Annotated in this window: 13 protein-coding genes; 4 read left to right on the forward strand and 9 right to left on the reverse strand. The window is 60.7% G+C overall.

Annotated features, from left to right (window positions below; genetic code table 11):
• Positions 1 to 70: 70 nt before the first annotated feature.
• The 3 genes from ACF8EF_RS02105 to ACF8EF_RS02115 form a co-directional block, all read right to left on the reverse strand.
• Complete coding sequence (locus ACF8EF_RS02105) at positions 71 to 2,305, reverse strand: TonB-dependent siderophore receptor (RefSeq protein ID WP_392460393.1); 2,235 nt, start codon at positions 2,303 to 2,305, stop codon at positions 71 to 73.
• A gap of 450 nt (positions 2,306 to 2,755) precedes the next feature.
• Positions 2,756 to 3,454, reverse strand: coding sequence for a type 1 glutamine amidotransferase domain-containing protein (locus tag ACF8EF_RS02110; RefSeq protein ID WP_176683972.1), 699 nt, complete (start codon positions 3,452 to 3,454; stop codon positions 2,756 to 2,758).
• A 77-nt stretch (positions 3,455 to 3,531) separates the two neighbouring features.
• Entirely contained in the window at positions 3,532 to 4,155 is a 624-nt protein-coding gene (locus ACF8EF_RS02115) for a TetR/AcrR family transcriptional regulator (protein ID WP_176683973.1), read from the reverse strand.
• 102 nt (positions 4,156 to 4,257) lie between these two features.
• Between ACF8EF_RS02115 and ACF8EF_RS02120 the strand changes: the two genes are divergently transcribed.
• Positions 4,258 to 5,439, forward strand: a complete 1,182-nt coding sequence (locus tag ACF8EF_RS02120) for an aldehyde dehydrogenase family protein (protein ID WP_392528992.1) — start codon at positions 4,258 to 4,260, stop codon at positions 5,437 to 5,439.
• 2 nt (positions 5,440 to 5,441) lie between these two features.
• Here ACF8EF_RS02120 and ACF8EF_RS02125 read toward each other — a convergent pair whose 3' ends face one another.
• The 5 genes from ACF8EF_RS02125 to ACF8EF_RS02145 all read right to left on the reverse strand — a co-directional run bounded on the left by ACF8EF_RS02125 (position 5,442) and on the right by ACF8EF_RS02145 (position 14,970).
• Positions 5,442 to 5,630, reverse strand: coding sequence for a hypothetical protein (locus ACF8EF_RS02125; protein WP_218115671.1), 189 nt, complete (start codon positions 5,628 to 5,630; stop codon positions 5,442 to 5,444).
• 152 nt (positions 5,631 to 5,782) lie between these two features.
• Complete coding sequence (locus tag ACF8EF_RS02130) at positions 5,783 to 6,217, reverse strand: universal stress protein (RefSeq protein WP_392460395.1); 435 nt, start codon at positions 6,215 to 6,217, stop codon at positions 5,783 to 5,785.
• A 67-nt stretch (positions 6,218 to 6,284) separates the two neighbouring features.
• Complete coding sequence (locus ACF8EF_RS02135; RefSeq protein WP_392460396.1) at positions 6,285 to 9,020, reverse strand: cation-transporting P-type ATPase; 2,736 nt, start codon at positions 9,018 to 9,020, stop codon at positions 6,285 to 6,287.
• 160 nt (positions 9,021 to 9,180) lie between these two features.
• Positions 9,181 to 14,277 carry an AAA family ATPase gene (locus tag ACF8EF_RS02140; RefSeq protein ID WP_392460397.1) on the reverse strand — a complete coding sequence of 1,699 codons (5,097 nt, stop codon included), beginning with the start codon at positions 14,275 to 14,277 and terminating at the stop codon, positions 9,181 to 9,183.
• Between the two features lie 42 nt (positions 14,278 to 14,319).
• Positions 14,320 to 14,970, reverse strand: a complete 651-nt coding sequence (locus ACF8EF_RS02145; protein WP_176683979.1) for a response regulator transcription factor — start codon at positions 14,968 to 14,970, stop codon at positions 14,320 to 14,322.
• A gap of 202 nt (positions 14,971 to 15,172) precedes the next feature.
• Here ACF8EF_RS02145 and ACF8EF_RS02150 point away from each other — a divergent pair, with 202 nt between their 5' ends.
• From ACF8EF_RS02150 to ACF8EF_RS02160, 3 genes are all read left to right on the forward strand, one after another.
• The gene (locus ACF8EF_RS02150; RefSeq protein ID WP_176683980.1) at positions 15,173 to 15,547 is read left to right on the forward strand and encodes a response regulator transcription factor; all 375 of its coding nucleotides are present in this window, start codon (positions 15,173 to 15,175) and stop codon (positions 15,545 to 15,547) included.
• Between the two features lie 164 nt (positions 15,548 to 15,711).
• Positions 15,712 to 16,914 (forward strand): NAD(P)/FAD-dependent oxidoreductase, encoded by a 1,203-nt coding sequence (locus tag ACF8EF_RS02155; RefSeq protein WP_176683981.1) that lies wholly within the window; start codon positions 15,712 to 15,714, stop codon positions 16,912 to 16,914.
• Positions 16,915 to 16,951: 37 nt separating this feature from the next.
• Positions 16,952 to 17,863 carry an MBL fold metallo-hydrolase gene (locus ACF8EF_RS02160; protein WP_176683982.1) on the forward strand — a complete coding sequence of 304 codons (912 nt, stop codon included), beginning with the start codon at positions 16,952 to 16,954 and terminating at the stop codon, positions 17,861 to 17,863.
• A gap of 94 nt (positions 17,864 to 17,957) precedes the next feature.
• On the opposite strand, the gene ACF8EF_RS02165 is transcribed toward ACF8EF_RS02160, so the two are convergent.
• Positions 17,958 to 19,766 carry an ABC transporter ATP-binding protein/permease gene (locus tag ACF8EF_RS02165; protein WP_176683983.1) on the reverse strand — a complete coding sequence of 603 codons (1,809 nt, stop codon included), beginning with the start codon at positions 19,764 to 19,766 and terminating at the stop codon, positions 17,958 to 17,960.
• Between the last annotated feature and the right edge of the window lie 204 nt (positions 19,767 to 19,970).

Here is a 19,970-nt window from a genome sequence, read left to right on the forward strand (position 1 = left end):
GCTGCAACAATGACGTCTGCCATCCGCGACCTGATTTACCGGCGATTGGGCCGCATGGCGGCCCATGGGATCAGAAGCTGATATTCAGCGCAGCAAACACCGCCCTGCCCGGCTGGTTATACGTGTTTGCCCCCGAGCTGCTGGCATTGCCGCCACGCAGGATCTGCTTGTCGAACACGTTGTTCACACCTACACGCACATCGTAATTGGCATTGAACCTGTACCCGGCGCTCACGTCCACCAGGCCATAGGCCTCGACGTCCTGCTGGGCGGTCTTGTCGTAGTCCTGCTGGGTGCGGTAGTTGTAGGTCGGTGATTTCTGCTTGCCGAAGTAGGTACCTGCCAGCTGGAATGACAGCTGCTCGGTGGCGCGCCAGTCGAGGCTGGTGTTGACGGTGTATTCCGGGATCACCGAGAGCGGCTCACCCGTTTCACGATTATCGTTGTCGAGCATCCAGGTCAGGTTGGTGTTCCAGTCCAGGGTCGGAGTCAACTCGATGAAGAAGTTGCCTTCGACACCTTCCACCCGCGCTTTGCCGGCGTTGTCCCACTGCGTCACGCGGCTGCCGGTACCGATGGTGTAAAGCACATCGGTATCACCGATGATCTTGTTCTTGTAGTCGTTGCGGAAGTAGGTGGCACTGGTGCGCCAGGTGCCACGGTCGTACAACAGGCCGATTTCCTTGTTGACGCTGATCTCTGGCTTGAGGTCGGCGTTGCCCTGCAGGTAGCAGCCACCGTTGTTGGTCTGTTGCACACTGCAGCCGTTACCGCGGCTGTACAGCAGGTAGTTGGGGTTGGACTGGTACAGGTTCGGAACCTTGTAGGCACGGGCGATGCCGCCTTTTACCGACAGCGCTTCGGTCAGCTTGTGCGACAGGTTCAGGCTGGGGCTGAAGTTGTCACCGAAGGTTTCGTGGTGGTCGAAACGCAGGCCCGGCGTAAGGGTGGTGTCGCCAACGATGATGTTGTCTTCGACAAACAGCGCATAGCTGCGTGCGGTCATCTTCGAGCTGCTGCGATCGAAGCCGACAAGGCCGTCATTGTTGGTGGGGTCGGAGCTTTGCGGGCGCAACGAACCTTGGTCGTTGAGGGCTTCGTACAGGTACTCGCCACCCACGGTAAGCACATGTTCTGTGCTGCCCATGGCGAACGGCAGGTTCACTTCACTGCTCAGACGTGTGTTGCGCAAACGTGACATGGCCCCACCTTCGTCGTTGGGGGCACCTTCGGTGCGGCCTGCCAGGCCCTCGTTCAGGCGCCAGTTGCGCACGTACTCGTAGGCCAGCGTGGTCTTGCTGGTACCCCAGGTGAAATCACCGAGGTGGGTCAGGTCGTAAGTACTGCGCTGCATCACGTTGGTTTCGTGGCCGTAGAGGCTGGAGACGAAGTCGACGTCACCGCCGCCGTTGCTGTTCATGGTATCACCGGCAAAAATGTTGCCCTGACGGCTGTAGCCGGCACTGGCTTCCAGGCGGTGCTCGTCGTTCAGTTTCCAGCTCAGCAGGCCGTTGATGTCCTTGTTGCGCACCCCCTCCCGCCCCGCTACCAGGGCGCTGGTGGCATGCCCGGCGTTGATGTCCAGATCGTCGGCGTCAGTCTTGGCCAGGCCACCGTACAGGCGGAAACCCAGGTTATCGGTCAGGCCGCCACCGAGGTTGAAGTTGGCTCGGCGGCTGGCGCCTTCTGCGCTGTCTTCGGGCAGCTGCGTGTACAGGCTGACGCTGCCTTTCAACTCGTCGGAAGGGCGCTTGGTGATGATGTTGACCACCCCGCCCATGGCGCCGGAGCCGTAGCGTGCGGCGGCCGGGCCACGCAAGATCTCGATGCGCTCGACCGCTTCGGCCGGCACCCAGTTGGTTTCACCCCGAGTATCACGGTCACCGTTCCAGCCATAGCGCACGGCGTTGCGCGCGCTGGATGGCTTGCCGTCGATGAGGATCAGCGTGTTTTCCGGGCCCATGCCGCGCAGGTCGATCTGGCGGTTGTTTCCGCGTGCGCCACTGGCACTGTTGCCGGTCAGGTTAACCCCGGGCTCGCGGCGGATGATGTCGGAAAGGTCATTGGCCGGCGGGTGGCGTTTGATGTCTTCGGCGGTGATGATCGACGTGCCCAGGGCCTGTCGCGCCTCGCGCTCGGCGGTGATCAGGGTGTCCTGGATCACCAGTGCGTTGTCGGCGACGGGCACTTCCAGTACCTCACCCGCACGTCGCTCCTCGGACTCTGCCGCGGTCGCCAGCATGGACGGCGACGCAAGCGCGACGAACGCCAGGGCCAGGCTGTTGGGTGAAGTTCTGCACTGCATGGGTACATCTCCTGCGATTCATGAGCGAAAAGGCACATCCCTGTCGGAAACCGGGAGCCCTCGCCCACCGGCCCCGCACACTCAGTCTGGCGGCCAACAGGGTTGGTAAATATAGAGAATCGCAAATGCGAGTAAATCTTATTTACGAAGTTTACATGTTTGTAACTGAACTTTGCTGAACCGTGATCTTTGGCATCGCGAGGCTTACCCGCCCCGCTGTGAGAGCAACTGTCTTGCTCAACATCTGAAAGGCGTGCGCGGTCGCCGGCAAGGAGCGGGTTTACCCGCATGGGGTGGCGGCGGCAACAGTGAACGGCTGGTGGAAATTGCCGGCAGGCCTGGCCCTTTCGCGGGTGAACCCGCTCCTACAGCGGCCTGTGCCGAATCACCGAAGTGTCAGCCGTACCACTCTATGGCGAAGACGTCGCGCCTCTCGTTAAGCGAGGGATCTCACGCAGCCTTCCGCTGGAGCAGTGCAGCTACCTGCTCGGCAGTTGCTTTGGCAGATTGTGGGTTCTGGCCTGTCACCAAGCGGCCATCGACGACCACATGGGAAGTGAATGGCAAGAGTGCTTTCTCGTAGCGCGCCCCACGGCGCTTCATTTCTTGCTCGGCATTGTATGGGACCTTGCTCGCAACGCCCGCCAGCACTTCTTCGATCCAGGCATAGCCCGTCAGACGACGCCCCTCTACCAGGAGACGGCCATCAGACAGCCGAGTATTGAGCAGCCCGCAATACCCATGGCAAACCGAAGAAACGACGCCACCCTGCTCGTAGATCTCGCGGGTCAGCCGCTGCAAACCCTCGTCTTCAGGGAAGTCCCACATCACCGCATGGCCACCGGTGAAATAGATGGCGTCGAAGTCTGATGACACTAACGCTTGCGGACTTGAGGTGTTGCCAAGACGTGCCATTGCCGCCGGGTCGTTCAACCAGGCTTTGGCCGTGCCATCGAGCAATGGCCACTTGAGCGAACGCGGCTCGAGTGGGGATTTTCCACCCTGCGGGCTCACCAAGTGCTGTTCGTAACCTCTGCCAGCGAACACATGCCAGGCATGCGTCAGCTCACTCAACCACAACCCCGTGGGATGACTTGGGTCGCTGTAATGGGCAACGTTGGTAACGACGTGCAGGATGCGTTTGGTCATGCCTGAGTACCTGATCCTAGGTGGTTGGGCCAAGCATCGCCTTCATACGGGCGAGCAGTTCTCTGTAGAGTCGCAGGTCATCGAGTCGTCTGATCACTGACCAAACCGTCAAGCAAGGTCGTCAAGGCATCCTCGATGGCATGGTCGCCGACCTTCGCCGGCACCAACCGGCTATCGATCGAAAGCAGGGTCAACCCGTGAAGGTGCGCCCAGCTTGCGGTAGCCTGTCCCAAGGCAGAACGGGCGCGAATAGTACCCTCCTCCTGACCCCGCTCCAGCACCTCGATCACCAGGGAGAACGGTGCCTGGGCCCGGGGGTCGACATGGATCTGCGCGGGGTCTCCCGCCTGTGTCGAAAACATCAACCGGTACAAATCCGGATTCTCCTCGCCAAACGCCAGGTAGGCGTAGGCCATCGCCCGCAAGCGCTCTGGTGCTGACATCGCGGGCCCCATCGCGTCTTGCATCGCCGCATTCAATCGCTCGAAGCCCAGTAGCGCCAACTCGTGGAGCAGCGCCCCCTTGTCCGGAAAATGCCGATATGGAGCCGAGTGGCTCACTTCGGCTCGCCGGGCTATTTCGCGCAGGGTGAATTGCCAGCCTCGCTGTTCTTTCAGGGTGGCCAAAGCAGTGTCGATGATGGTGCGACGCAAATCGCCATGGTGGTAGGGCTTTGCTTCGCAAATTTCATCGGATGACATACGGCTGCTCCCCTCATGTTGACAGTGAACACATTGTCTTCCTATGATCGGCGGAAATCAAGTTTACAGTGTCTACATCGCAATGACCTTGAGAGGTGCAAGATGACTGTCGCCGCAACATCCATCCCAGATATCGACGCCGCAACCATGCTGGAACAGCAGCGGAGTGCGTTTCTCAATGACGGGCCACCCAGCGTTGAGCGACGCAAAGCCAACTTGATCAAGTTGCGCGCGGCGGTGCTTGCCCATCGCCGCGACGTGGAAGAAGCGATCAGCGCCGATTTCGGCAACCGCTCAAGGCATGAGACAGACATCATGGAACTGCTTGGCGTGGTCCAGTCCATCGATTACTTGTTGCGGCACCTACGCCGCTTCATGAAACCCGAGCGTCGTCACGTCGCGGCGTTTCACCGCACTGGCCGCGCGCATGTGGAGTACCAGCCCAAAGGCGTTATCGGCGTCATGGCGCCGTGGAACTACCCAATAGCGTTGACCTTCATCCCCCTGGCCACCGCACTGGCGGCTGGCAATCGGGTGATGATCAAGCCCTCCGAACTGACGCCACGTACCAGTGAGCTGATTCAGCGCATTCTGGCGGGCAGTTTTACCGTCGAAGAGGTGGCGGTGATACTCGGCGGCCCTGAGATAGGCGCAAGCTTCAGCGCTTTACCCTTCGACCACCTGTTGTTCACCGGCAGTACCCAGGTTGGCCGGATGGTGATGCGGGCGGCGAGTGACAACCTTGTGCCGCTGACCCTTGAACTGGGCGGCAAAAGCCCTGTGGTCGTGGCCCCTGGGCATGCCGGACGCAACACCCTCGACAGCATCGTCTTCGGCAAACTGGCCAACGCCGGCCAGACCTGCGTGGCACCGGACTACGCGCTGGTCCATGAGGATGACCTGGATGAGTTCATCTCCCAGTACCGCGCGGCTGTCGCCCGTAGTTATCCGCAAGGCCCGACCAGCCCGGACTACACCTCCATCGTCAGCGACAGGCACTACACGCGGTTGCAGTCGCTGGTCGAAGACGCCCGTACCAGGGGCGCCAAGGTGATCGAGACTGGTGTGACACCAGAGCGCGCGGCAGAGCGACCGCGGACACTGGCTCCGGTGCTGATCGTGGGGGCTGGTAACGATGCACGGGTCATGCACGAAGAAATCTTCGGGCCTTTGCTACCGGTGCGTACCTACCGCTCCCTCGACGACGCTATTGGCTACATCAATGCCAGGGCCTTTCAGCGTTTTGGCGATACGCGCCTTTATCAACCTTTGCACCCTGGCTAATCTCAGCAGCGGCCGGAATAGTTAGCGCGTTTGGCGTTGGTGATCATGCTTGGTGAGCCCGGAATGAATACTTCGATATTGGGAATTCCAGTGGTGTGGTAAGCGGTGGACACATCACCCCAAGGAATAGCCATGGCACCTTTCTCGCCGTCGCCGAAGTCTATCCTGCGCACCTTGTAGGCCAGTGGCACACTTACGATTCTGCCATCGCGGTGCACTTTACCCCCTTGCGCCAAGCCTTCGACCGAGGTCTTCGCAGTTCCTGGAGAAAAGCCCGATCGAGCGTCAAAGCCCAGCGATAATCACGAGATAAAATCGCAGGTGGCTCACCATTCACAATCTCTTATTTGACCAAGGTGATGGGTAAATCCGAGAGCTGAATCACCTTTGCCGCGACAGAACCCAGAAAAATCCCTGCCAAAAAACCATTGCCATGCGAACCCAGGATGATGCTGTCACATCCAAGGAAATGCGCACACGCCACAATTTGACTGGCTGCATCGCCTTGCAGGGTATGGAGTGCGAATGCAATCCCTTCTTGCTTCAGAAGCACGTCAGCCTTTCGTAAATCCTCGGCACTTCTATCCCCATAGTAGCGATCACGCTCATCCTCGCTCATGCCATTTGCGATTCGAGTGGGTAAAAGTGGCTGTACATTCAACAGATGTACCTCAACATTGCCGCCCAGCAACCCACCCTCCTGGATAAGCCCAATAAGGTAACGCACGGCGCGTTCCGAATGCTCGGAACCATCGACCGCAACCAGTATTTTGTGCATGTTCCAAATCCTCTTTCAGGTCATGAAGGTGCTTGTCGTTCCGGGTGCCGCCAGCATTCAACCCGTTCTACTCGGACAAGCGGATTCGAATCTGTTTTTCTATCTCGATAACCGCAAATAGCGCAACGCCAACCCCGATGATCAGCAGGCCATCAAGGAAGGGGATTGCCTCCGTTGCAAATACCTTTTGCAGCGGTGGCGCATACGTGATGGCGAACTGAGCGAAGGTAATCACCATGACGGTCATCCACACGACCTTGGTGCCGCGAATACCCTTCCAGGTAAGCGATGTGCTGTAGAGGTTACGAATGAAGAACAGGTGGAATATTTCCATCACGACTAACGTGTTCACCGCGAGGGTGCGGGCCAACTCAACAGAGTAGCCACGGTCGAGTGCATACGAAAAAATGCCATAAACACCACAGAGGAAAAGAATGGAAACAAGCACCATATGCCAGACCAGGGCTCCGCTTATGAGTGGTTCCTTACGTGAACGGGGCAGTCTGAGCATGGTGTTTTCTTCGGTGGGCTCGAACGCGAGCGCGATGCCGAGGGTCACTGCGGTTATCAGGTTGATCCACAGAATCTGTATCGGCGTCACCGGCAGCGTAATGCCGAGGAGCAGCGCGACAATGATGGTCATGGTCTCGCCTGCGTTGGTAGGCAGCGTCCAGCTCAACACTTTCTTGATGTTGTCATAGACTGTTCGGCCTTCGCGTACTGCAGCGACGATGGAGGCGAAGTTGTCATCGGCCAACACCAGGTCTGCGGCCTCCTTGGCGGCCTCACTGCCTTTTCCACCCATGGCTATACCGGCGTCGGCACGCTTTAGCGCCGGTGCGTCGTTAACGCCATCGCCGGTCATGGCCACTGTCATGCCATTCGATTGCAGCAGCATTACCAACCTGAGCTTATGTTCGGGGCTGGTGCGAGCAAAAATGTTGATGCCCTTTACCGCCTCCTTGAGGGCGGCATCGTTCATGGCGTCCAGGTCCACGCCAGTCAGCACCTTGTCGGGATTTTGCAGGCCTATCTGGCGACCGATAGCGGCGGCGGTACCGTCATGATCGCCAGTGATCATTTTTACGGCAATGCCCGCTTTTTGGCATTGCTGAACCGCCTCTAACGTCTCGGGTCTAGGTGGATCAATCAGACCGACCATGCCCAGCAACGTCAACTTTCCTTGCACGTCCCCGAACGCCAACACGGTGTGCTCGGTCCGAACCGGCCTTACTGCAAACGCCAATACACGCTGCCCCTTGGCAGCAATGGCGTTCGCCTTTGCGTGCCAGTAGTCCACATTGAGCGGTTCAGTCTCGCGAGTGCTTGCAAGCTGATGCGTGCACATGGCCAGTAGCTGCTCTGGCGCACCTTTCACGTAGATAAAAGCTTGTCCATCATGGTTGTGATGCAGTGTCGCCATGAAGCGGTGTTTAGCGTCAAACGGTATGGCATCAGTGCGAGGCCAAGCCCGACGATCTTCATCTCGATCGATTCCGGTTTTTCCGGAGAATGCCAGCAAGGCCCCCTCCATCGGATCACCTTCCACCGTCCATACATCGTCATGCAGACGCAGTACGGCATCATTGCAAAGACCTGCTGCTCGTCCCAGGTCCGACAGCGCGGGGTGAGACGACAGGTCAATTGACCGATCAGCAAGACTGATGCTTCCCACAGGCTGATAACCAGCGCCATCGACCGTGAAGACCAGATCGTTCGTGACGACCGTTGCCACCATCATTTCGTTGCGGGTCAGTGTGCCGGTTTTGTCAGTGCAGATGACGGAGACCGAGCCTAGCGTTTCGATGGTAGGCAGACGGCGCACGATAGCGTTGCGTCGGGCCATTGCCCGAACTCCGACGGCCAGCGTAATGGTAAGAACGGCAGGTAGCCCTTCAGGTATCGCCGCTACCGACATCCCCACCACGACCATGAAGATTTCGGTGAAGGCGTAGTGCCCGACATAATGGCCGAACACGAGCAATAAGCCGCCAACTAACAGAATCAGGATCGTCAGCCAGCGGGCAAACACGTTCATTTGCTGCACCAGCGGGGTGGTCAGCGTTTCTACACCTGCAAGCAGAGAGCTGATACGCCCGATCTCGGCTGCTGCTGCGGTAGCCACTACAACGCCTGTTGCCTGTCCGCAAGTCACGAGCGTACCGCTGAACGCCATGCACGTACGATCACCCAAGGCTGCGTCAAGGGGCACTGATTGGGTATGCTTTTCTACGGGTACGGATTCACCGGTAAGAATGGCTTCCTGAATGTGAAGCCTGTTCGCGTGCAGCAAGCGTAAATCAGCAGGGACTTTGTCTCCCGCCTCCAGCAATACGATATCGCCCGGTACCAGTTCCTCACCCGCAATACTCAAGCGTTCGCCTGCGCGAATCACTGCGGCGCGCGGTGCCAGCATCTGCCGGATAGCATCCATCGCCTTTTCTGCTTTGCCTTCCTGAACGTAGCCAATGATTGCGTTTGCAATTACCACCGCCAGGATCACGACCGTATCCCACAGATGTTGCAGCATCGCGGTAATCGCAGCGGATCCTAAAAGCACGTAAATCAGGATGTTGTGAAATTGCAGCAAGAATCGAAACCAGGCCGGGCGCCTTGCTGCCTCTGGCAGGCGATTGAAACCAGCGCGGTCAAGACGGGCTTGAACCTCGGCAACCTCCAGTCCGACATGCGCATTGACCTCGAGCAGGTTTGTCACCTGCTCGGCTGGCAGGGTGTGCCAGGCCACAGAATGCGCAGGGATTGGTGTTTGCTCAACGACTGCGTCGACCACTGGCGTTTTCAATGAGACTCCCCTGTGCGCACAGCTCGACTGTAACGGGCTTAGGTGGACATGAGCGGTCGTCGCTGTATCAGCATGCTGATAAGTCGCTCGTCACGCTTAGGTTCTCTTTGCCATCTAGCTGATACGAACTGTAAGAAACATGCAACTGACAGCTTGATAACTATTGACCTGAATCAACCAGAAGCGCCGGCAAGGAGAACTGCACCTGGGCGCCAGGACTCTGCTTGGGGCTGGCCCAGAAGCGGCCGCCGTGGCTGTCGATGATCGAGCGGCATATCGACAGCCCCATGCCCAGGCCGGTCGCCTTGGTGGTGTAAAAAGGCTCGAAAACCTGCTCTACGTTTTCCGCTACGAATCCGGGCCCGCTGTCCGCCACGGTTACCCGCACCCCCTCCTGGTCGAGGGCCGTGCTTATTTGCAGCTCACGGGCACCTTCAACCTCCAGCATCGCCTCCAGCGCGTTGAGGATCAGGTTCAGCAGTACCTGCTGCAACTCCACGCGGTCGATCAGCACCTGCGGCAAGCCCTCGGCAAGGGCGGTATGCACCTGTGCCCTCGCCCTCACGGCCTCGCCACGGGTAAAGTCGACCATCTCCAGCACCACTGCGTTGACGCCCACCGCCTGCTTCTGCGGCGGGGCTTTGCGGATCAACTCACGAATACGGCCCAGCACCTGCGCCGCGCGGTTGGCGTCCTTGATGATCCGTCCCAGCCCCAGGCCTACTTCATCCAGCGCCGGTGGCTTTGCGCTCAACCAGCGGATGGCGGCATTGGCATTGGTGACCGTGGCAGCGATCGGCTGATTGACTTCATGGGCGATCGAAGCGGCCAACTGGCCCATGGTAGCGACACGGTTGGCATGCGCCAGTTCGGCCTGTACCTGGCGATTCTTGGCCTCCCGTTCCGCTACCTCGTGATACAGCCTGGCGTTCTCAAGCGAGATGGCGGCCTGTGACGCGACCAGCCGCAACACCGCGATACGCGCGGGGTCGAACACGCCGGCACTGAGATTGTTCTCCAGGTACAGCGCCCCAACCAGTCGCGCCTGATTGCTAAGCGGCAGGCATAGCAGCGACCGAGCCGAGCATCGGCGGATATAGTCGTCAGCCATGAACGCAGCGTCACCCATGGCGTCGTCCAGGCACAGACTTTCCCCGGTGCGCAGTACCTGGTAAAGCACGGACTCGGCCAGCAGCGTACTGCTCACCGGTTCGTTGCAAATCATCACTTCACCCTGCCCCACACTTGCCTGCGCGACAATATGCGGCTCGCTCCCCCGGGCGCGGACCAACACGCCCCGCTCGGCACCGGCTTGCTCGATCGCCGTGCGCAGCACTTGGGTGATCAGTTTCTGCAGATCGACTTCGCCCGACACGGCGCGGGACACCTTGAGCACCGTCGCGAGGTCCAGGTGCTCGACCGGGGTGGCGATGGTAACCGTGGGGCCTGGCTCTGGCTCGATGCTGCGCAGATAACGATGACGGCTGTCCAACTGGCGCACCTTGCCATCGGCACCCCAGCGCAGGTAGCCATAACGCGCATCTCGAAGGTAGACGCGGGCAATCCGGGCAAGCCCGCGGCTGCCGTAGAAGCGCGATGCCAATTCGTTTGCAAGCGCCTCGACATGCACAAAGCCGCTGTCACGCGCGAGCTGGATGGCCTGCTCATAGAGGTGCTCGGCGTCGACCACGTGCCCCTGCAAGCGCGCGATTTCGGCCTCCAGCAGCACCTGCCGACTGGCGAAGGTTTCTGCGCACTGCCGGGCCCAGGTCTGCAGCTCGTGATGGTGCTCGGCCAACGCCTGCAACGTGACATCATCAACGCTCTGCCCGGCCGCCAGCGTCAGTGCGGCAAAGAAGTGGTACTCCGCCTCCTCGAAAAACGAGGTGATCACCCATTTAAGCGCCTTGGCCCGCGCCGCACAGGCTTCGGCCGCCGCATAGTCGCCTGCCAGGTAGCGCGCCTGCAGTTTGCGCACCCAGTATTTGCCGGCCGCCAAGGCAAGGTCCGGAGCAGCGTCCAGGTGCTGCTCGAAGCGCGCTTCATTGAAGTGCTCGTCGTTCAGACTTCCAAACACCGGCGTTTGCCCGCGCAGCGTGCGGATCAGCGCCAGCTGCGTGTTCATGAAGTCGATCACCAGCCCGAAATGCACTTTTTCTGCGTAGGCCAATCCTTGCTCGGCCTCCGGTTGCATGCTGCCCAGCGGTTCACCAGTGAACAACTGATCGGATATCAGCCCATTGCCTACATAAGCGGCATACGGCAGGTCACCAACCCGGTTGGCCGCGACGAAGGCCCGGCGCAGCAACTCGCGACACTCGCTGACCGGCCGCGTCCAGCGCACCACGAACATCGAGAAACACAGGAAAGTACTGGCTTCAAAGCGTTGCAGGCCGCGCCGCTCGACCAGCTCGCAAGCAAGACGCCCGAATCGGTAACCGGTCTGGTAGTCGCCATAGCGCCGGGACACCCGCCCGATATTGGCGTAGAGCATGCACGAAGCATCACAGTTGCCATGCTCGAGGCTCAAACTTACAGCCTTGCATATGGTCAGGCAGGCCAGGTTGGCATTGGTTTGCACAGCCGGGGCGAACAGCTTGCACAAGACATCCAGGGTGGCCAGGGAGGTCGCGTCCTCCATCAGCGGCAGGTCAATCAACTGCTCGATGCTACGCGCGCCTACCCGCAACGCGATCTGGTCATATTCACCACGTACCTCGTCATCGCTCGGCCGCGCGACCCAGTGGATGCCCACCTGCCGCAGCCAGGCGAGGCAAACCGCCACCGCGCGATCGCTGCGGTCGAGCATCAGGCAAACATCCATATGCAAGCACGCTACCGCAACGCCTTCGGCTGTGGTCCTGGCGCGCCGAGCCAGGCCGATCAGGCGCGCGTCCGCGCACCCGAGCTGGCCGGTGAGAAACTCGCATTCAGCCCGGTTCAGCGCCAGGGCAAAGCTCAATTCATGCGGATAAGCGGCACACGGCCCCTCCAGTAATTGCTCGCCCACGCTCAGGTAGGCCAAGGCCGATCCGTAGGCCGATGCGGCCTTGGCCCGGCGCCCGGCAAGCAGGTTGAGTTCGGCCAACTGCTTGCGTTCGCCAGGGGCATCGATCAGCGTCGCACCGCGGTTGAGCTGCCCGACGATCTCGAAAATGGCTTCCTCGCGGTGCTGGGCCGGCACTTGGTTGGCCAGCAGGCGACCGATACGCAGGTGCATGGCAGCGCGGTCTTGTTCGGCGATCAGCGAGTAGGCGGCTTCATGGATGCGGTCATGAACGAACGCGCAGGTGCCGTCATGGTGGGCGACCAGCTCCAGCCGGATTGCCGCCCATAAAACCGCCTGTACACGCTCCATCGGCAGATCGAGCACCAGGGCAAGCGTCTGCGTATGCGCCACGTTCCCCAGACAGGCCAGGTGCTGAAGTGCCTGACGGGTTGCCAACGGCAGTCGGGCGAGCTTGCCAACCATCAGGTCGACGACATTGTCGGTGTAACCCTTGGCATGGATACGCTGCGAATCCCAACGCCAGCGCCGGGCTGCGTGGTCGTAGGCCAGGAGCGACTCCTCGGCCAGCGCCTGGAGAAACTGGATGACAAAAAACGGGTTGCCGGCAGTCTTGTCCTGCACCAGCTGGGCCAGGCCCATCACGCTCGGGGCCGGGCAGTGCAGTGACTCGGCGATCAGCTGTTCGATATGCGGGCGTGCCAGGGGCGCAAGGCGAACCTCATGCACAGGGGCGCCTGCCTGGCGAATCGCCTGGAGCCTGGCGGTCAATGGGTGGTGGGCATCCACCTCGTTGTCGCGGTAGGCGCCCACCACCATCAGATAGCGCAGTTCCGGGTGCGTAAGCAGGTCTTCGAGCAGGTCGAGGGTCGCCGCGTCCAGCCACTGCAGGTCGTCCAGAAAAAGCGCCAGCGGGTGCTCGGCGCGGGCAAACACCGAGATGAAGCGTCGCAATACCAGCAAAAACCGCCGTTGCGCCTGCTGCGGATCAAGCACCGGCACTGGCGCAGGCTCGCCGATGATCAGCCGCAGCTCCGGAATCAGGTCGGTCATCAGCCGTGCGTGGGGCCCACACGCCGCCAGCAATGCCGTACGCCATCCGGCCAGCACCTCGCTGCTTTTCCCAAGCAACGTGCGCACCAGCCCCTGAAACGCCTGCACCAGGGTGGAATACGGGATATCGCGCTTGTACTGGTCGAACTTGCCACTTGCGAACAGTCCTCGCGGTGGTACCAGTACCTTGTGCAACTCATTGACCACCGAGGATTTGCCGATCCCCGAATAACCGGAGACCAGCACCAGCTCCGGCACGCTGCTGCGCACCATGCGAGCGAAGGCATCTTCGAGAATCTGCACTTCGCGTTCGCGACCGTATAGCTTTTCCGGGATCAACAGGCGGTCGGGGGCGCCTTGTTCATCCAGGCTGAAGGCCTTGATGCTCCGGTTTTGTCGCCACTCGGCAAGGCACCGGCGCAGGTCTTGCTCAAGGCCGGCAGCACTCTGGTAGCGATCTTCAGCGGTCTTGGCCAGGAGTTTCATCACCAGTCGGGACAGCAGCGGCGGCACGGTGGCAACGCGCTCGCTGGGTGGCAGTGGTTTGCGAGCAATGTGGCAGTGCACCCACTCCATAGGTTCTGTGGCATTGAAGGGCAGCGAACCAGTGAGCATCTGGTACAGGCCCACCCCCAGCGCGTAGAGGTCACTGCGTGAGTCTACGGAGCGGTTCATCCGTCCTGTCTGCTCAGGCGCCATGTATGCCAAGGTACCGGCGATGGTCTCCGGCGGTTCGGGCGCTTGCCGCTCGCGGGGCAAGCGTGACGCCAGGCCGAAACCGGTAAGGCGGACCTTGCCATCGTCGCAGTCGACCAGGATGTGGTGGGGTTTGAGGTCCTTATGCACCAACCCGGCCAAGTGCAGGCGGCCCAAGGCAACGCTAATTGCCACAGCCAGCTCAAGGCAGGTTTCGATGTCCAGCGGTGACATCAGCAAGGCCGACAACGGTTGGCCGCCCGGGTCGCTCAGCACCAGGCGCGGCTTGCCATTGAAGCGCTCCAAGGCCTGGGGCTGCAGCGCCCAGCTATCCTCAAGCTCATCGCGTAGACCATACTCATGTGCCAAGCGGTCGACGGTGGCGGGCGTAGGCTGCTCATTGGCCGGCTGCATCAGCAGCACGCGGGTGCCGTCCGGGCGCCGTAGCCGGCAAAACAGGCGATCACCATCGTTCCACAGGACTTGCTGTCTACCTGGCATGGGTCCGGGCCCCTTCGTCAAGTTGGAACAATGCGAGCTGTGTCAGACCATGCGACGCAACGGCTCGACACCCAGCGCCTCGGCCATGCGCACCAAGTCGGCGACCGAGCGAGCGCCGAGTTTCTTCATCATCTGCCCACGATGCACTTTCACGGTGACCTCGCTGAGGTTCAACTCAGCAGCGATCTGCTTGTTCATCAGGCCGGCGATAACGAAGGCCAGCACCTGCCGCTCCCTGGACGTTAGCGTCTGGAAAGCGCTGCGCAATGCCCCGCCGGCCTGTTCACCTGCCAGACGCTCGCGGTCGCGAGCCAGGGCACTGGCCACCGCGTCGAGCATGTCCTGGTCACGGAACGGTTTGGTCAGAAAGTCTACCGCGCCAGCCTTCATCGCTTTGACCGACATGGCGATATCACCATGCCCTGTGATGAATACCACCGGAATGTGCACCCCTCCCTGCTCCATCTGTGCCTGGAACGCCAGGCCACTTTCGCCACGCAGACGCACATCGAGCACCAGGCAACCGGGCACAGCCTTGCGGGGGAAGGCAACAAATTCCTGGGTGGAAGCAAAGCTTTGCACCTGCAAGCCCACCGAACGGAACAACCCGTCGAGTGCCAGGCGCATGGACTCGTCGTCATCAACGATATACACCACCGGCTCATTCGGGCCGTGTGTGCTCTGTAAGGCCATTTGCGCTCCTTCAGCCGTGACGCCGCGTGCTGTTGGCAGGTTGAAAATCTAGCCTATTGTTGGGCAAGGTTCACAGGTTTGGCCACCGGAAACCGGCAATACCAGACGCAGGTATAGCCCAGCTATACCTAGGTATACTTCTGCCACTTGCGCGACCGGGTATCTTGAAACAATGGCACAGGCCGCCAGGAGCAGACCGCGCATGAAGCAGCCCACCGCAACTCTGATTGCCGTTGTCGACGACGACGAGTCCCTGCGCGATGCGCTCGACGGCCTGTTGCGCGCCACCGGCTACCGTACCCGCACCTTTGCCAGCGGCATTGATTTCCTTGCCTCTGATGGCCCGGGCCAGGCAGGCTGCCTGATCTCCGACATCCAGATGCCCGGCATGTGTGGCGTCGAGCTGTTGACGCAACTACAGGTACGTGGGTTCGACATTCCGGTGATCTTCATCAGCGCCCACCCGGGCCAACGCTCACGCATCACCCCGGGCATGGCAGGCGTAGTCAGCTGTCTGCCAAAACCATTCGAAGCCCAGCAACTGCTGGACTGCATCGAGACCGCCCTGCACCACTGAACAGTCCCTTCGATACGATCGTATAGCTGCTTACGCCCCATGCGTAATCCACTGCACACCCATGGAGAAGTGTGCGCGTCCCTGCCCCTGCATAACATCGACCTACAGCGTCCCGCCAGGGCCGAAGTTAAGAACCCTTACCCGTTCAACACAGGAGCACGATCATGAAACAGCAACTTCTGGTTATTGGCGCAGGATTCGCCGGATTGTGGAGCGCCCTGAGCGCCGCGCGCCTGCTCGACATGCATGGTCGGCAAGACGTGCAAATCACCGTGCTGGCGCCACAGGCTGAACTGCGTATCCGCCCGCGTTTCTATGAGGCCGACGTGCATAGCATGTTCGCCCCGCTCCAGGCGCTCTTCGATGCTGTCGACGTACGCTTCATCAAGGGCTGCGCCGAAAGCATCGACGAGCTGGCCCGCCGCGTCAGCTATCGCGACGAAGCCGGCCAACAGGCGCAATTGGCCTACGACCGCCTGATTCTGGCAAGTGGCAGCCTGCTGGCCCGCCCACCCGTGCCTGGCCTGAGCCAATATAGCTTCGACGTCGATCAGATCGAATCAGCAGCGCGCCTGGAGCAGCACCTGATGGCGCTGGGCAAACGCCCCGCAAGCAGCGCCCGCAATACCGTGGTGATATCCGGCGGCGGCTTCACCGGTATCGAAACCGCTACCGAGATGCCTGCACGCCTGCGTGCGGCTCTGGGCGAAGACGCGGAGATCCGGGTGGTCCTTGTCGACCGTGGCGAGCGCATCGGGGCCGCCCTGGGTGAGGGTATCAGACCTTCGATCATTGAAGCCTCGGATGAACTGGGTATCGAATGGATTGTCGGGGCCACCGTAACCGCGGTGGATGCCAATGGCGTAACGCTGGCTGATGGCCGACATATCGAAAGCCAGACCGTGGTCTGGACCGCCGGCATGCGCGCCAGCCCGCTGACCGAACAACTGACCGGTACCCGTGACCACCAGGGGCGCCTGCATGTGGACGGCAACCTCAAGGTGCACGGCCTGGACCATGTCTTTGCTGCAGGCGATGTGGCTTATGCAGCCACTGACGAGATCGGCAATTTCGCGGTGATGTCCTGCCAGCATGCCATCAGCCTCGGTCGCCATGCCGGCAATAACGCAGCCGCCGATCTGCTGGGGGTGGCACCCACGACTTACCGTCAGCCCAAGTACGTGACCTGCCTGGACCTAGGCGCCTGGGGCGCCGTATACAGCGAGGGCTGGGACCGCCAGTTGAAACTGGTGAAAGGCGAAGCCAAGGAGCTCAAGACCCAGATCAACACCGTGTGGATCTACCCGCCGGCAGCCGAGCGCGCTACCGCCCTGGCTTCCGCCGACCCGTCGATTCCAGTGGCTTGAGCCCCGCACGACCTTCCCATCCAGCAGGAGAACGACCATGACAATGCCAATGAACAATGTCGTCCCGACCGAGACCGAAGAACTGGTGCCCTCGCGCTATGCCGTGAAAGTCGGTGACATCGAGGTGCTGGTGGTGAGTGACGGTGTACTGCCCCTGCCCACCGAAACCATGTCGACCAACGCCGACCCAGCCGCCCGCGCGGCCTGGTTCAAGGACATGTTCCTGGGGCCGGAAACCTTCGACTGGGCGCTGAATGTATTGCTGGTGCGCAGCGGCGAGCAGGTCATCCTGGTGGATGCCGGGCTGGGTGGGCAGTTCCCTGGGTTCCCGCGGGCCGGACTGTTCCCGAAGCGGCTGGCGGCGGCCGGCATCGCGCTGGAGTCGATCACCGATATCATCATCACCCACATGCACATGGATCACATCGGCGGCCTGCTGGTGGAGGAGGTGAAGAACCGCTTGCGTGCGGACGTGAAGATCCATGTCACCGCGACAGAAGTAGACTTCTGGGCTGCACCGGACTTTTCGCAAACGGACATGCCTCAACCGGTACCAGATGTACTGCGGTCCACGGCAAAAGCGTTCATGCAAGCCTACGGCGACAGGATCCGCACCTTTGAGCTGCACCATGAAGTGGCCCCCGGTGTCGTCGCCAGCCTTACCGGCGGTCATACACCGGGGCACTGCGTGGTGTACATCAACTCGAACGAAGAGCAGCTGACCTTCGCCGGCGACGCATTGTTCCCGGTAGCCTTTGATCACCCGGATTGGCACAACGGCTTCGAACACGACCCTGAGGAATCAGTGCGGGTGAGGATGGCGCTGCTACACGATGCCGCAACCAGTGGCGAGCTGTTCGTCGCGACACACTTGCCCTTCCCTTCTGTAGGGCGGGTAGCGGTCGACGGTGAAGGGTTCCGCTGGGTTGCAGGATTCTGGAATTATTGAAAAACATCGTGATGCTCGACCGCCCCCTCACACATGACAGTGCTAGGCACGAGATGCGCTGCTCTGGTGAGGGGCTCCCGGAACTCAAGCCGAACTAGGCCAGCGCAGCCTCCTGCTCCAGCAACGACCAACCGCCATGCCCATCCACCTCAAGCCGGTGGGTATGGAACGCCGCCAGCGTGCTGCGGTGGCCGACACTGACCAGCAATGCACTCGGCATTTCCGAACGCAGCAACGCATACAAGGCATGCTCGAGCCCTTCATCCATCGCCGAGGTGGACTCGTCGAGGAACACCACCTGTGGCCGGTTGAACAGCACCCGGGCGAACGCCAGGCGCTGCTGCTCGCCCACCGAGAGGATGTGTGACCAGTCGCAGCTGACGTCCAGACGCTCGGCGAGGTGGGCCAGGTTGACTTGGCGCAATGCCTGCTGCATGAGCAGTTCATCCTTGGGGTTGCTGGCTGCCGGGTAGGCAATGACGGTACGCAAGTCACCCAGCGGCAGGTACGGGCGTTGCGACAGGAACAATGCCTGATGGCCCGTAGGCCGCCTGACCTTGCCTTCGGCATACGGCCAAAGGCCCGCCAGGGCACGCAGCAGCGTGGTTTTACCACTGCCTGACGGCCCTTTGATCAACAACGCCTGACCGGCGTGCAGGCTCAGGTCCAGGTCGGCGATAAGGGCATGCCCATCCGGGCGTAGCACCTGCAAGCCCGCGATCTGCAGCGCATGCGCCTGGTCTTCGGTAGCGACGCGCGGCAACGCACTTGCCTGCTGGTTGGCATCCAGAAAGCCGGTGAGACGGTCAAGGGTTGCACGGTACTGCGCAAACGCATCGTACGACTCACGGAAGAACGACAGAGAATCCTGCACCTGCCCAAAGGCCTGGGAAGTTTGCATGACATCGCCCAGCTTGATCGCCCCACTGAAGAAGCGCGGCGCCTGAAGAATGAACGGAAACACAACGGCAACCTGACTGACACCCAGGTTGAAGCCACTGAGCTTCAGGTTCCGGTACACCAATGCCCAGACATTCACGATCAAGGAAGCAAAGCGGCCCAGCAACGTGCCCCGCTCGACTTGCGAACCTTGGTAGAAGGCAATGTTCTCGGCGTTCTCACGCAGACGCATCAACGTGTAACGGAAGTTGGCGGTGAGTTTCTCGTTGAGGAAGTTAAGCCGGATCAGCGGGCGCCCGAGGCGGAAGGCGACCCAGGTGGCGGCGATGACATACAGGTACACGGCAAACACCATCGCCCGAGGGATCTCCACGCCGGCCACCGTCAACGGTGCCGACAGCCCCCAGAGGATGCCGGTGAACGCCACCAGTGAAACCAGCGCACTGACTGCGCCCAAGGCAAGGGTGACCGAGTTGGTGACGAAAGCGTTGACGTCCAGTTCGATACGCTGGTCAGGGTTGTCCACTGGCTCGGCAAGGAACTGGCCACGGTAATAGGCATCGCCCTGCATCCAGTCGTGGGTCAGGCGCTCGGTCAGCCAGACCCGCCACTTGATACTGAACGCCTGACTGACATAGAAGGTGAACAGCGAGCGCAGCACATGGATGGTGGCCAGCACCGCGAAAACGCCGAGCAGGTACCAGAACGCCGTCTGGTCAAGGCCCTGCAAGGCGCTGTAGAAGCCGTTGTACCAAAACGAGAACAGCACGTTGAGGCGAACCGAAAACAGCGTCAGGACCAGCAGCAGGGCGAATACCAGCAACGGCCGCCAACTGCGCCTGAAACTGAAATAGGGTCCCGCAAGCTGCCAGAACTGGCTGCCCCAGCGTGTACAACGCACAGCCAGAGTCGCGGCTGCAGTGAAGCTGACAAGGGTGATGAACGAGGCAATTGCCAGCCAGCTTAGGCTCTCTTGCAGGGCCTGATGCCAGTTCATTTCCATGGTAAGTATCCGTGCTGAGTATTTCCGCGAGCGTAGCACTACGCTGTCATGCTTCAGGTATAAATGACGCACATTTCATGATTTGTAGGAGCGGGTTTACCCGCGAACACCGGTAACGCCGGTGCCATCTACGAAGCTGCCTGCTCCCGGGATTCGAGCAAGGCCAGATTTTTTGGCCCATAAAGACAAAACCCCTACCTGCAT

It is taken from the genome of Pseudomonas sp. zjy_15 (assembly GCF_043101865.1).
GTDB lineage: Bacteria > Pseudomonadota > Gammaproteobacteria > Pseudomonadales > Pseudomonadaceae > Aquipseudomonas > Aquipseudomonas putida_Y.